The sequence below is a fragment of the Pseudomonas sp. OE 28.3 genome (assembly GCF_014268205.2).
Lineage (GTDB): Bacteria > Pseudomonadota > Gammaproteobacteria > Pseudomonadales > Pseudomonadaceae > Aquipseudomonas > Aquipseudomonas edaphica.
Map to the genome: position 1 here is coordinate 6,360,423 of NZ_CP077082.1, position 12,938 is coordinate 6,373,360.

At 61.1% G+C, this 12,938-nt stretch carries 16 protein-coding genes; 14 read left to right on the plus strand and 2 right to left on the minus strand.

Annotated elements, in window-relative coordinates; genetic code table 11:
- The first annotated feature begins 3 nt into the window (after positions 1–3).
- The 5 genes from HU759_RS28715 (at position 4) to HU759_RS28735 (ending at position 3,896) form a co-directional block, all read left to right on the plus strand.
- The gene (locus HU759_RS28715) at positions 4–573 is read left to right on the plus strand and encodes a YqgE/AlgH family protein (protein WP_017139445.1); all 570 of its coding nucleotides are present in this window, start codon (positions 4–6) and stop codon (positions 571–573) included.
- The gene (ruvX, locus tag HU759_RS28720; RefSeq protein WP_003195067.1) at positions 573–1,010 is read left to right on the plus strand and encodes a Holliday junction resolvase RuvX; all 438 of its coding nucleotides are present in this window, start codon (positions 573–575) and stop codon (positions 1,008–1,010) included. The genes HU759_RS28715 and ruvX overlap by 1 nt, the downstream gene beginning before the upstream one ends.
- Positions 1,011–1,092: 82 nt before the next feature.
- Complete coding sequence (pyrR, locus tag HU759_RS28725) at positions 1,093–1,599, plus strand: bifunctional pyr operon transcriptional regulator/uracil phosphoribosyltransferase PyrR (protein WP_017139446.1); 507 nt, start codon at positions 1,093–1,095, stop codon at positions 1,597–1,599.
- A 24-nt stretch (positions 1,600–1,623) separates the two neighbouring features.
- Entirely contained in the window at positions 1,624–2,628 is a 1,005-nt protein-coding gene (locus HU759_RS28730) for an aspartate carbamoyltransferase catalytic subunit (protein ID WP_056857699.1), read from the plus strand.
- Complete coding sequence (locus HU759_RS28735; RefSeq protein ID WP_099550338.1) at positions 2,625–3,896, plus strand: dihydroorotase; 1,272 nt, start codon at positions 2,625–2,627, stop codon at positions 3,894–3,896. The genes HU759_RS28730 and HU759_RS28735 overlap by 4 nt, the downstream gene beginning before the upstream one ends.
- A 145-nt stretch (positions 3,897–4,041) precedes the next feature.
- Here HU759_RS28735 and HU759_RS28740 read toward each other — a convergent pair whose 3' ends face one another.
- Entirely contained in the window at positions 4,042–4,470 is a 429-nt protein-coding gene (locus tag HU759_RS28740; RefSeq protein WP_186616998.1) for a TM2 domain-containing protein, read from the minus strand.
- A gap of 249 nt (positions 4,471–4,719) precedes the next feature.
- Here HU759_RS28740 and HU759_RS28745 point away from each other — a divergent pair, with 249 nt between their 5' ends.
- A complete protein-coding gene (locus HU759_RS28745) occupies positions 4,720–5,355 on the plus strand; it encodes a C40 family peptidase (RefSeq protein WP_017139450.1) in 636 nt (211 codons plus the stop codon).
- Between the two features lie 130 nt (positions 5,356–5,485).
- On the opposite strand, the gene HU759_RS28750 is transcribed toward HU759_RS28745, so the two are convergent.
- Positions 5,486–6,520 (minus strand): type IV pilus twitching motility protein PilT, encoded by a 1,035-nt coding sequence (locus tag HU759_RS28750; protein ID WP_186616996.1) that lies wholly within the window; start codon positions 6,518–6,520, stop codon positions 5,486–5,488.
- Between the two features lie 57 nt (positions 6,521–6,577).
- On the opposite strand from HU759_RS28750, the gene HU759_RS28755 reads away from it, so the two are divergent.
- From HU759_RS28755 to hemW, 8 genes are all read left to right on the plus strand, one after another.
- Positions 6,578–7,264 (plus strand): YggS family pyridoxal phosphate-dependent enzyme, encoded by a 687-nt coding sequence (locus HU759_RS28755; RefSeq protein ID WP_099550335.1) that lies wholly within the window; start codon positions 6,578–6,580, stop codon positions 7,262–7,264.
- Positions 7,265–7,297: 33 nt separating this feature from the next.
- The gene (gene proC, locus HU759_RS28760; RefSeq protein WP_169987580.1) at positions 7,298–8,116 is read left to right on the plus strand and encodes a pyrroline-5-carboxylate reductase; all 819 of its coding nucleotides are present in this window, start codon (positions 7,298–7,300) and stop codon (positions 8,114–8,116) included.
- Between the two features lie 25 nt (positions 8,117–8,141).
- Positions 8,142–8,729 (plus strand): YggT family protein, encoded by a 588-nt coding sequence (locus HU759_RS28765; protein WP_017139454.1) that lies wholly within the window; start codon positions 8,142–8,144, stop codon positions 8,727–8,729.
- Positions 8,730–8,923: 194 nt separating this feature from the next.
- Positions 8,924–10,063: a homoserine O-acetyltransferase gene (locus tag HU759_RS28770; protein ID WP_138450794.1), complete on the plus strand. Its 1,140-nt coding sequence runs from the start codon at positions 8,924–8,926 to the stop codon at positions 10,061–10,063.
- Positions 10,064–10,070: 7 nt separating this feature from the next.
- Entirely contained in the window at positions 10,071–10,691 is a 621-nt protein-coding gene (metW, locus tag HU759_RS28775) for a methionine biosynthesis protein MetW (protein ID WP_016972957.1), read from the plus strand.
- A 20-nt stretch (positions 10,692–10,711) separates the two neighbouring features.
- Positions 10,712–11,146 carry a DUF4426 domain-containing protein gene (locus HU759_RS28780; protein ID WP_138813460.1) on the plus strand — a complete coding sequence of 145 codons (435 nt, stop codon included), beginning with the start codon at positions 10,712–10,714 and terminating at the stop codon, positions 11,144–11,146.
- Complete coding sequence (gene rdgB, locus HU759_RS28785) at positions 11,143–11,739, plus strand: RdgB/HAM1 family non-canonical purine NTP pyrophosphatase (RefSeq protein ID WP_049711104.1); 597 nt, start codon at positions 11,143–11,145, stop codon at positions 11,737–11,739. Before HU759_RS28780 ends, rdgB begins: the two co-directional genes overlap by 4 nt.
- Entirely contained in the window at positions 11,736–12,938 is a 1,203-nt protein-coding gene (hemW, locus tag HU759_RS28790) for a radical SAM family heme chaperone HemW (protein ID WP_138450792.1), read from the plus strand. Before rdgB ends, hemW begins: the two co-directional genes overlap by 4 nt.

Consider the following 12,938-nt stretch of genomic DNA (forward strand, 5'->3'; position numbering starts at 1 on the left):
GGCATGAAAAATGTCAGCCCGACCTACCTCAAGCACCAATTCCTGATCGCCATGCCCCATATGGCCGACCCGAACTTTGCGCAGACCTTGACCTACATCGTCGAGCACACGGCCAATGGTGCAATGGGGTTGGTGGTCAACCGCCCGCAAGAGCTGAACCTGGCCGATATCCTTGAGCAACTGCGCCCCGAGATCGACCCACCGGCGCGTTGCCAGGGCGTGCCGATCTACATCGGCGGGCCGGTGCAGACCGATCGTGGCTTTGTGCTGCACCCCACCGGGCCGAAGTTTCAGGCCACGGTAGACCTTGAAGGCGTGTCGCTGTCGACCTCCCAGGACGTGTTGTTTGCCATCGCCGACGGCGTCGGCCCCGAGCAAAGCGTGATCACCCTCGGCTATGCCGGTTGGGAAGCCGGGCAACTGGAAGCCGAACTGGCCAGCAATGCCTGGCTGACCTGCCCGTTTGACGCCGACATCCTGTTCAACACCGCCAGTGAGCTGCGCCTGGAAGCAGCTGCCGCCAAGCTTCGGGTCAACCTCAGCCTGCTGACCAGCCAGGCGGGGCACGCCTGATGGCTTTGCGCTTGATCCTCGGTTTTGACTACGGCACCAAACAGATCGGCGTAGCGGTCGGCCAGGTGATTACCGGCCAGGCCCGCGAGCTGTGTACCTTGAAAGCCCAGAACGGCGTGCCGGACTGGAACCAGGTCGAAGCCCTCATTAAAGAGTGGAAGCCCGACGCCGTCGTGGTCGGCCTGCCGTTGAACATGGACGGCACCCCCAGCGACATGTGCCTGCGCGCGGAAAAATTCGCCCGCCGCCTCAATGGCCGCTACAACCTGCCCTTCTATACCCACGATGAACGCCTGACCACCTTTGAAGCCAAGGGTGAGCGCCGCGACCGTGGCGGGCAAAAAGGCAGCTACCGCGACAACCCCGTGGACGCCATTGCCGCCGCCCTGTTGCTGCAGGGCTGGCTGGATGAAAACACCGCTTTATTTGAATCCTGACTGACGCGGCTTGCCGCGTCTTTTTACGTTTGAGTCCGGACCTTGCTGCGCCCACGCCGCGCAAGGCCTTGAAGGAGCCACCATGAGCCTGCCCAATCCCGCCGAACTGATCAGCCAGATGGCGATTCGCCTTAAGGCCCACTTGGAACACCGCGCCATCAGCGAGCCGCGTTTTATCGGCATCCGCACTGGTGGTGTGTGGGTGGCCCAGGCGCTACTGGAAGAGCTGGGCAGCGATTCGCCGCTGGGCACCCTGGACGTGTCCTTTTACCGCGACGACTTCAGCCAGAATGGCCTGCACCCGCAAGTGCAGCCCTCGGCGCTGCCGTTTGAGGTCGAAGGCCAGCATCTGGTGCTGATCGACGACGTGCTGATGAGCGGCCGCACCATCCGCGCCGCCCTTAACGAGCTGTTCGACTACGGCCGCCCGGCCAGTGTGACCCTCGTATGCCTGCTGGACCTGGACGCCGGCGAATTGCCGATCAGCCCGGACGTGGTTGGCGCAACGCTGTCGCTGCAAGCCCATCAACGGGTAAAATTGTCCGGTCCCACGCCGCTCGAACTCGAACTGCAAGACCTTGCCCTTTAAACCGCCTTGTACAGAGTCCCCGCGATGACGCCTCTAGATGCCAAGCGCCCGCTGCAGCTCAATGCTCAGGGCCAGTTGCAACACTTCTTGTCCCTCGACGGTTTGCCCCGCGAACTGCTCACTGAAATCCTCGACACCGCCGACTCGTTCCTCGAAGTCGGTGGCCGGGCGGTGAAGAAAGTCCCGCTGCTGCGTGGCAAAACCATCTGCAATGTGTTCTTCGAAAACTCCACGCGCACCCGCACCACCTTTGAACTGGCGGCCCAGCGGCTGTCGGCCGACGTGATCACGCTGAACGTGTCCACCTCGTCGGCGAGCAAGGGCGAAACCCTGCTCGACACCCTGCGCAACCTGGAAGCCATGGCCGCCGACATGTTCGTGGTACGCCACGGCGACTCCGGCGCCGCGCATTTCATCGCCGAGCATGTGTGCCCGCAGGTGGCAATCATCAACGGCGGCGACGGCCGCCACGCCCACCCGACCCAGGGCATGCTGGACATGCTCACTATTCGTCGGCACAAGGGCAGCTTTGAAAACCTCTCGGTGGCCATCGTCGGCGACATCCTGCACTCGCGGGTGGCGCGCTCGAACATGCTGGCCCTGAAAACCCTCGGCTGCCCGGACATTCGCGTGATCGCGCCGAAAACCCTGCTGCCGATCGGCATCGAACAATACGGCGTGAAGGTCTACACCGACATGACCGAAGGCCTCAAGGATGTGGACGTGGTGATCATGCTGCGCCTGCAACGTGAGCGCATGTCCGGTGGCCTGCTGCCGAGCGAAGGCGAGTTCTACCGCCTGTTCGGGCTGACTACCGCGCGTTTGGCCGGCGCCAAGCCGGATGCCATCGTGATGCACCCAGGCCCGATCAACCGTGGCGTGGAGATTGAATCGGCGGTGGCCGATGGCCCGCAGTCGGTGATCCTCAACCAGGTGACTTATGGCATCGCCATCCGCATGGCCGTGTTGTCCATGGCCATGAGCGGGCAAACCGCGCAACGTCAATTCGAGCAGGAGAACGCCCAGTGAAGCTCAGCATTCTAGGCGCTCGCGTTATCGATCCAGCCAGCGGGCTGGATCAAGTCACCGACCTTCACCTGGAAGCCGGCAAGCTCATCGCCATTGGCGCCGCGCCCGCCGGCTTCAGCGCCAGCCAGAGTATCGATGCCAACGGCCTGGTGGCCGCGCCTGGCCTGGTGGACCTGAACGTCGCCCTGCGCGAGCCGGGTTACAGCCGCAAAGGCAGCATCGCCAGCGAAACCCGTGCCGCTGCGGCCGGTGGCGTCACCAGCCTGTGCTGCCCGCCACACACCAAGCCGATCCTGGACACTTCGGCGGTGACCGAGTTGATCCTCGACCGCGCCCGTGAAGCCGGTAATTGCAAGGTGTTCCCCATCGGCGCCCTGAGCAAAGGCCTGGAAGGCGAACAACTTGCCGAGCTGATCGCCCTGCGTGACGCCGGTTGCGTGGCGTTCGGCAATGGCCTGGAGAGTTTTCGCAGCACCCGCACGCTGTGCCGTGCGCTGGAATATGCGGCCACGTTCGATCTGACCGTGATCTTCCACTCCCAGGACCGCGACCTGGCCGAAGGCGGCCTGGCCCATGAGGGCGCCGTGGCCAGCTTCCTCGGCCTACCGGGTATTCCGGAAACTGCCGAGACCGTGGCCCTGGCCCGTGACCTGTTGTTGGTGGAACAAAGCGGTGTGCGTGCGCACTTCAGCCAACTCACCAGCGCACGCGGTGTGGCCTTGATCGCCCAGGCCCAGGCGCGCGGCTTGCCGGTGACGGCGGATGTGGCGCTGTATCAGCTGATTTTGACCGATGAGGCGCTGATCGACTTCTCCAGCCTGTATCACGTGCAGCCGCCGCTGCGCACCCTGGCCGACCGTGAAGGTTTGCGGGCGGCGGTGAAGTCGGGTGTGGTGTCGGCCATCTCCAGCCATCACCAGCCCCACGAACGGGATGCCAAGCTGGCACCGTTTGGCGCTACCGAGCCGGGAATCAGCAGCGTAGAGCTGTTGCTGCCCCTGGCGATGACGTTGGTGGAGGACGGTTTGCTGGACTTGCCGACGCTGCTGGCGCGCCTGAGCGCTGGCCCGGCCGAGGCATTGCGCCTGCCGGCGGGCAAGTTGGCGGTGGGTTCGGCGGCGGATCTGGTGCTGTTTGACCCGGCCAGTTCCACGGTCGCCGGGGAGCACTGGCTGTCCAAGGGCGAGAACTGCCCGTTCATCGGCCATAGCCTGCCGGCGACGGTGCGTTACACCTTGGTGGATGGGCGGATTACTTACCAGGCCTGATAGATCACACAGCTAGTGTAGGCACGGTCAATGTGGGAGCTGGCTTGCCTGCGATGCGGACACCTCGGTTTTTCATCCCTACCGAGGTGATGCTATCGCAGGCAAGCCAGCTCCCACATTTGCATCTCTGCATGACTTAAGTGCTTTATCGTCCAGCATTGCGCTCGGCATTGCGGATCGAAATCTGCGTATTCAACGTCCAGAAGTCATACAGCACCCCGATCAGGAACAAACCGCCGGTCAGCAGGTAGATCAAGCCGGTGATCCATTTGCCCTGGTACATGCGGTGCAAGCCGAACACACCCAGGAACGCCAACAGTATCCAGGCCACGTTGTATTCGATCGGCCCGGCGGTAAAACGCAGGTCTGCTTCACGGTCCATGGCCGGGATCAGGAACAAGTCGATCAGCCAGCCGATACCGAACAGGCCGAAGGTGAAAAACCAGATCGTGCCGGTCACCGGTTTGCCGTAATAGAAGCGATGTGCCCCAGTAAAACCAAAAATCCACAGCAGGTAACCGATCACCTTGCTGTGGGTGTCTTGCTGCGTAACATCCTGTCGATAGGTGTTCATGGAGTACCTCTTTTGCCTCGATAGATAAATTTTTTCATTTTCTTTGTGACTTTTTTACGGGCGCCCGACGCACGGCAAATGGTATCTTCCCTCCCGCAAAGCCTTATGCCACCTGACTTCTGTAGGACAATAGCGGCAATTCGTCGCGTTTTTCCTGTATTTGACCCCAGGGTTCAGTCGACAAACGGCCTTAGAACGACACAAAAAGCTGTTATAAAGTTGCGCGCAAACCATAAAGAGCCACGCCTAATGCGACCATTTTTCAAGACATGGCTAACCATCTGCCTATTAATGCCACTGGCCGCCCACGCCACCAATCGTGAGCAACGTCTTCCTAACGTTAACGGTTTCACCCCTAAAGTTCACAGCACACCCAGCACTGCCAAGTCGGTAAAGCTGACCGTCAACCGCCCGACTCAAGTGAGCAAGGCCCACGGTAAAGCGATCCACACCCAACTGGCCGTCAACACCAAACAAAGCAGCAATGTCCTCAGCCGTGCCGTTAACGTGCTCGGTACTCCTTATCGTTGGGGCGGCAGCAGCCCAAGTAAAGGGTTCGACTGCAGCGGTTTGGTGAAATATGCGTTTAATGATGTAAAAGCGGTGGATTTGCCCCGCACCTCCAACGCCATGGCTGCCGGCCACGGCTTGAAGGTTGATCGCAAGGACTTGAAACCGGGCGACCTGTTGTTCTTCAAACTCAAGAGCCGCCAGGTCAACCACGTTGCCATCTACCTGGGCAACGACCGCTTTATCCACGCACCGCGCCGTGGCAAGTCGGTGAGCATCGACACACTGAAAAAGCCGTTCTGGGACAAGAACTACGTGATTGCCAAGCGTGTTCTGCCTAAAGAGCAGAATAACCTGCGGGTTGTTCAGCGCTGATCCCAGGCTGAATGCACTACAAAATGTGGGAGCTGGCTTGCCTGCGATAGCGAACTGCCAGGCGACATCTCTGTCGACTGGCACACCGTCATCGCAGGCAAGCCAGCTCCCACACTGATTTCATCGGCGTTCAGATATCTGTCGGCACCCGCGCCAGCCCCCGCGCATCCTCCCGGCTGATCAGCCCTGCGCTGACCAACGCCTTCAAGCTCATGTCCAGCGTTTTCATCCCCAACGCCCCGCCGGTTTGAATCGCCGAGACCATCTGCGCCACCTTGTCCTCGCGGATCAGGTTACGGATAGCTGGCGTGCCCAGCATGATCTCGTGCGCCGCCACCCGGCCGCCGCCGATTTTCTTAACCAGCACCTGGGACACCACCGCCTGCAGCGACTCCGACAGCATGGCGCGCACCATGGCTTTTTCCCCCGCAGGGAACACATCCACCAGCCGATCCACGCTCTTTGCCGCTGAAGTGGTGTGCAGCGTGCCCAATACCAAGTGCCCGGTCTCTGCCGCCGTCAGTGCCAGGCGGATGGTTTCCAGGTCACGCAGCTCGCCCACCAGAATCACATCCGGGTCTTCACGCAGGGCCGAGCGCAGCGCCGCCGAAAAACTATGAGTGTCGCGGTGTACCTGGCGCTGGTTGATCAGGGCCATTTTCGGCCTGTGGATAAATTCGATCGGGTCTTCCAGCGTGAGAATGTGCTGGCGCCGGTGCTGGTTGAGGTGGTCAATCATCGCCGCCAGGGTCGTCGACTTGCCGGAGCCGGTTGCCCCAGTCACCAGTACCAGGCCGCGCGGCAACTGCGCGATACGGCGGAAGACCTCGCCTAATCCGAGGTCTTCCAGGCTTTGCACTTCGGTCGGGATAGTGCGAAACACTGCGCCCATGCCGCGATCCTGGCGGAACACATTTGCGCGGAACCGCGCCAGGCCCGGCAGCGCGAACGCAAAATCCGTTTCAAGAGATGTTTCGAAATCCTTTTGTTGGTACTGGTTGAGCAAAGGGCTTAATAAGTCCGCAACTTGCGTAGGCGAAAGCACCGGCCCCTCCAATGGCCAGATTTCGCCATCGACACGCAGCATTGGCGCCAGGCCAGCCGATAAATGCAGGTCGGAGGCGCCACGGCGCACGCTGGCCGTCAGCAGTTCAGTGATATCCATAGGGCTTTCCATTTCCAGTAGAATGCCGCGGACTCCATATCCACGGGTGCATCTTGAATGTCGACGATAGCAGACAACATTGGCCAGGTTAGCCAGCGCATCCGCGCCGCGGCCCACGCCGTGCAACGTGACGAAAGCAGCATCCACCTGCTGGCCGTGAGCAAGACCAAACCGGCCCAGGCCGTGCGCGAAGCCTATGCCGCCGGGATGAGAGATTTTGGCGAGAACTACCTGCAAGAAGCCTTGGGCAAACAGGCTGAATTAACCGACCTGCCCTTGAGTTGGCACTTCATCGGCCCCATTCAATCGAACAAGACTCGTGCGATCGCCGAGCACTTCGCCTGGGTGCATTCCGTGGACCGCCTGAAAATCGCGCAACGCCTGTCTGAACAACGCCCGACTGACCTGCCGCCGCTGAATATCTGCATTCAGGTCAACGTGAGTGGCGAAGCCAGCAAGTCCGGCTGTACACCCGCCGACCTGCCGGCCCTGGCCGCTGCAATCAGCGCCCTGCCGCGTTTGAAGCTGCGTGGCTTGATGGCGATCCCCGAGCCGACTGAAGATCGCGCTGCACAAGATGCAGCCTTCGCTGCGGTAAAAGACCTGCAAGCCAGCCTGAACCTGCCGCTGGACACACTTTCCATGGGCATGAGCCACGACCTTGAGTCGGCCATCGCCCAAGGGGCCACCTGGGTGCGGATCGGTACCGCCCTGTTTGGCGCCCGCGACTACGGCCAGCCGTAAAATGGCTGACATCCCTCTAAGTAAGGACCTGTCATGAGCAACACGCGTATAGCCTTTATCGGCGCCGGCAACATGGCGGCCAGCCTGATCGGCGGCCTGCGGGCCAAGGGCCTGGAAACCACGCAGATCCGCGCCAGCGACCCCGGCGCCGAGACCCGCACCCGCGTCAGCGCCGAGCACGGTATCGAAACCTTTGCCGATAACGCCGAGGCCATCCAGGGCGTCGACGTGATCGTGCTGGCGGTAAAACCGCAAGCCATGAAGGCCGTGTGCGAAAGCCTGCGCCCGAGCCTGCAACCGCACCAACTGGTGGTGTCGATCGCCGCCGGCATCACCTGCGCCAGCATGAACACCTGGCTCGGTGCCCAGCCGATCGTGCGTTGCATGCCCAATACGCCGGCACTGCTGCGCAAGGGCGTCAGCGGCTTGTACGCCACCTCCGAGGTGACTGCCGAGCAGCGCGACCAGGCTCAGGAACTGCTGTCTGCCGTGGGCCTGGCCGTGTGGCTGGAACAGGAGCAGCAGTTGGACGCGGTCACCGCCGTGTCCGGCAGCGGCCCGGCTTACTTCTTCCTGCTGATCGAAGCCATGACCGCCGCCGGCGTCAAACTCGGCCTGCCCCATGAAGTCGCCGAGCAACTGGCCGAGCAAACTGCTTTGGGCGCCGCGAACATGGCGGTAGAAAGCGCTGTGGACGCCGCCGAGTTGCGCCGTCGCGTGACCTCGCCAGGCGGTACCACGCAGGCCGCCATCGAATCCTTCCAGGCCGGGGGCTTTGAAGCCCTGGTGGAAAAAGCACTGGGTGCCGCAGCACACCGTTCAGCCGAGATGGCTGAGCAACTGGGCAAATAGTCATCCCTTACCAAGGTAATCAAACATGCTCGGAATCAATGACGCTGCCATTTTCATCATCCAGACCTTGGGCAGCCTGTACCTGCTGATCGTGCTGATGCGTTTTATCCTGCAACTGGTGCGGGCGAACTTCTACAACCCGCTGTGCCAATTCGTGGTCAAGGCCACCCAACCGCTGCTCAAGCCACTGCGCCGGGTAGTGCCGAGCATGTTCGGCCTGGACATGTCCTCGCTGGTGCTGGCACTGCTGCTGCAAATCCTGTTGTTTGTGGTGATCCTGATGCTCAACGGCTACCAGGCGTTCACCGTGCTGCTGTTGCCATGGGGCTTGATCGGAATCTTCTCGCTGTTTTTGAAGATCATTTTCTGGTCAATGATCATCAGCGTGATTCTGTCGTGGGTCGCACCCGGCAGCCGCAGCCCGGGTGCTGAGTTGGTAGCCCAGATCACCGAACCGGTGCTGGCACCGTTCCGTCGCCTGATCCCGAACCTGGGCGGCCTGGATATCTCGCCAATCTTCGCGTTTATCGCGATCCAGCTGCTGCAAAGCTGGGTGATTCCGCGCTTGGCCTACTATGCGTTCATGCCTAAAGAGCTGTTCGGCCTGATCTGATAGGTGGGAGCTGGCTTGCCTGCGATGCAGGCTCCTCGGTGTATCAGTCTCACCTTGGTGATGCAATCGCAGGCAAGCCAGCTCCCACACAAGCCAGTGCTGATATCTGTATCTGCGTACTGGTGCAGGCCTTTGCTTGCCGCTGGGGTCACCGCTCTTTAGACTTACGCCTCATTTAAACGAGAGCAGGGTCGATGCCAGCTGCCTTCCCCCCCGATTCTGTTGGACTGGTCGTGCCCCAAGTGGCGCACTTCAGCGAACCGCTGGCCCTGGCCTGCGGCCGTTCGCTGCCTGCCTACGACCTGATCTATGAAACCTACGGCCAGTTGAACGCCACCGCGAGCAACGCCGTGCTGATCTGCCACGCCCTGTCCGGCCATCATCACGCCGCTGGCTTTCACAGTGCCGACGAGCGCAAGCCCGGCTGGTGGGACAGCTGCATCGGCCCCGGCAAGCCCATCGACACCAACAAATTCTTTGTGGTCAGCCTGAACAACCTCGGCGGCTGCAATGGTTCCACCGGCCCGAGCAGCCTCAACCCGGAAACCGGCAAGCCGTTCGGCGCCGACTTCCCGGTGCTGACCGTGGAAGACTGGGTGCACAGCCAGGCGCGCCTTGCCGACTTGCTGGGCATCAACCAATGGGCCGCCGTGATCGGCGGCAGCCTGGGCGGCATGCAGGCGCTGCAATGGACCATCTCTTATCCGGATCGCGTGCGCCATTGCCTGGCCATCGCCTCGGCCCCAAAACTGTCGGCGCAGAACATCGCGTTCAACGAAGTGGCACGCCAGGCCATCCTCACCGACCCCGAATTCCACGGCGGTTCGTTCCAGGAAGCCGGTGTGATCCCCAAGCGCGGCTTGATGCTGGCGCGGATGGTCGGGCATATCACCTACCTGTCCGATGACTCCATGGGCGAAAAATTCGGCCGTGGGCTCAAGAGCGAAAAGCTCAACTACGACTTCCACAGTGTCGAGTTCCAGGTCGAAAGCTACCTGCGTTACCAGGGCGAGGAGTTCTCGGGGCGCTTCGACGCCAACACTTACTTGCTGATGACCAAGGCGCTGGACTACTTCGACCCGGCCGCCAACCACGACGACGACCTGGCGAAAACCTTCGAGCACGCCACGGCCAAGTTCTGCGTGATGTCATTCACCACCGATTGGCGCTTCTCGCCAGCGCGTTCGCGTGAACTGGTGGACGCCTTGATGGCCGCACGCAAAGACGTCTGCTACCTCGAGATCGATGCTCCGCAAGGCCATGACGCCTTCCTGATTCCGATCCCACGCTACCTGCAGGCTTTCAGCAACTACATGAACCGCATTACTTTGTGAGAACGCCATGAGAGCCGACCTGGAAATCATCCAAGACTGGATCCCCGCCGGCAGCCGCGTGCTCGACCTGGGCTGCGGTGATGGCGAACTGCTCAGCTGGCTGCGCGACAACAAGCAAGTCACCGGGTATGGCCTGGAAAACGACCCGGACAACATCGCCCAGTGCGTGGCCAAGGGCATCAACGTGATCGAGCAGGACCTGGACAAGGGCCTGGGCAACTTTGCCAGCAACAGTTTCGATATCGTGGTGATGACCCAGGCCCTGCAAGCGGTGCATTACCCGGACCGCATCCTCGACGAGATGCTGCGCGTGGGCCGTCAGTGCATCATTACCTTCCCCAACTTCGGCCACTGGCGCTGCCGCTGGTACCTGGCGACCAAGGGCCGCATGCCGGTCTCGGACTTCCTGCCATACACCTGGTACAACACGCCGAACATCCACTTCTGTACGTTTGAAGACTTCGAAGCCCTGTGCGGCGAGCGTGAAGCCAAGGTGATCAACCGCCTTGCCGTCGATCAACAGCACCGCCATGGGTGGGCGAGTAAGCTATGGCCTAATCTGTTGGGCGAAATTGGTATCTACCGGGTCAGCAGCCCTGGCCTGACCGACCACAAGATTGCCGTCTAATTATTTCAAGAGGGACGCTTATGAGTCGTTTGGCTATTTTTTTATTGACTGCACTGCTGGGCGCCAACGCCATGGCCGCCGATGTTATCGACCCTAATCGCACCAAAGAATTTGGTGATATCACCGTGCGTTACAACACCTTTACCTCCAGCTTCCTGCAACCCGAAACCGCTCAAGCGGTGGGCGTGGTACGCAGCAAGAACAAAGGCTTGATCAATGTGTCGGTGTTCAAAGGCGTGACGCCTGTGGTGGCGCAAGTCACCGGCACCATCAAGGACTTGAGCGGTAAGAGTGAAGTGCTGACGTTTAAGCAAATCACCGAAAAAGGCGTGACCAATTACCTGGCCCCTTACTCAGTGCCGCAACAAGAATTCAAGACCTTCACTATCAATGTTGAAACTGGCGGCAAGGCCCACGGTTTCAGTTTTGTCCAAGAACTTTTCCCGGCCGAATAATGAACCTCACCCAACTCGTACTGGCCAGCCATAACGCCGGCAAACTCAAAGAACTCCAGGCCATGCTCGGCGACTCCGTGCAACTGCGCTCGATCGGAGAGTTCAGCCAGGTAGAGCCGGAAGAGACCGGCCTGTCGTTTGTTGAAAACGCCATCCTCAAGGCCCGCAATGCCGCACGCATCTCCGGCCTGCCGGCACTCGCGGACGACTCGGGCCTGGCCGTGGACTTCCTCGGCGGCGCACCGGGCATCTACTCGGCGCGGTATGCCGATGGCAAAGGCGACGCGGCCAACAACGCCAAACTGCTGGACGCCCTCAAGGACGTGCCGGACGCGATGCGCGGCGCACAGTTTGTCTGCGTGCTGGCGCTGGTTCGCCACGCTGATGACCCGTTGCCGATTCTGTGCGAAGGCCTGTGGCACGGGCGCATCCTGCATGCCGCCAGTGGCGAGCATGGCTTTGGCTATGACCCGCTGTTCTGGGTGCCGGAGCGCAATGTCTCCAGCGCCGAACTGAGCCCGGCCGACAAGAACCAGATCAGCCACCGCGCCCGCGCAATGGATTTGCTGCGCCAACGCCTGAGCCTGAAATGACCCAAAACACCTCTGCGCAGCCGCTGATCCACGGCGGCGCGCAAACGCCTCGGGCGGCCTTGTCGGTGCTGCCGCCCCTGGCGCTGTACATCCACATCCCGTGGTGCGTGCGCAAATGCCCGTATTGCGACTTCAACTCCCACACCGCCAGCAAAGTGCTGCCGGAAGAAGAGTACGTAGACGCATTGCTGGCCGACCTTGATCAAGACCTGCATGCGGTTTACGGCCGTGAACTAAGCTCGATTTTCTTCGGTGGCGGCACGCCCAGCCTGTTCAGCGCCGCCGCGCTGGGGCGCCTGCTCAAAGGCGTGCAAGCCCGTATCCCGTTTGCCAACGACATCGAAATCACCCTGGAAGCCAACCCTGGCACCTTCGAGCAAGAGAAGTTCGTGGCGTACCGCAAGCTGGGGATCAATCGCCTGTCCATCGGCATCCAGAGCTTTCAGCAGGAAAAGCTTGAAGCCCTGGGCCGTATCCACAATGGCGATGAAGCCGTACGCGCCGCCGGCATGGCACGCCAGGCCGGGTTCGATAACTTCAACCTGGACTTGATGCACGGCTTGCCCGATCAGTCACTGGACGATGCCCTGAGCGACTTGCGCCAGGCCATCGCATTGAAGCCAACGCACTTGTCCTGGTATCAGCTGACGCTGGAACCCAACACCGTATTTTGGAACCAGCCGCCCGCGCTGCCGGAAGACGACACGCTGTGGGACATTCAGGAAGCTGGCCAGGCACTGCTGGCCGAACACGGTTACGCGCAATATGAAGTGTCGGCCTATGCCCAACCGGGCCGCCCGGCACGGCATAACCTGAATTACTGGAGCTTCGGCGACTTTATCGGCATCGGCGCGGGCGCCCACGGCAAGCTCAGCCATCCGGACGGGCGCATCGTGCGCACCTGGAAAACCCGGGCGCCAAAGGACTACCTCAACCCGGCAAAAAGTTTCCAGGCCGGGGCGAAAGAACTGACCAATGAGGAGCTGCCGTTCGAGTTCCTGATGAACGCTTTGCGCCTCACCGAAGGCGTTGAATCCAAGCTGTACGCCGAACGCACCGGCCTCGACCTGGCCAGCCTCGACGAAGGCCGCCAGGAGGCAGAACAAAGTGGCTTAATGCAGGTCGAACCGTCACGCCTGGCGGCCACCGACCGTGGGCAACTCTTTCTCAATGACCTGTTGCAGAAGTTTTTGAGCTGA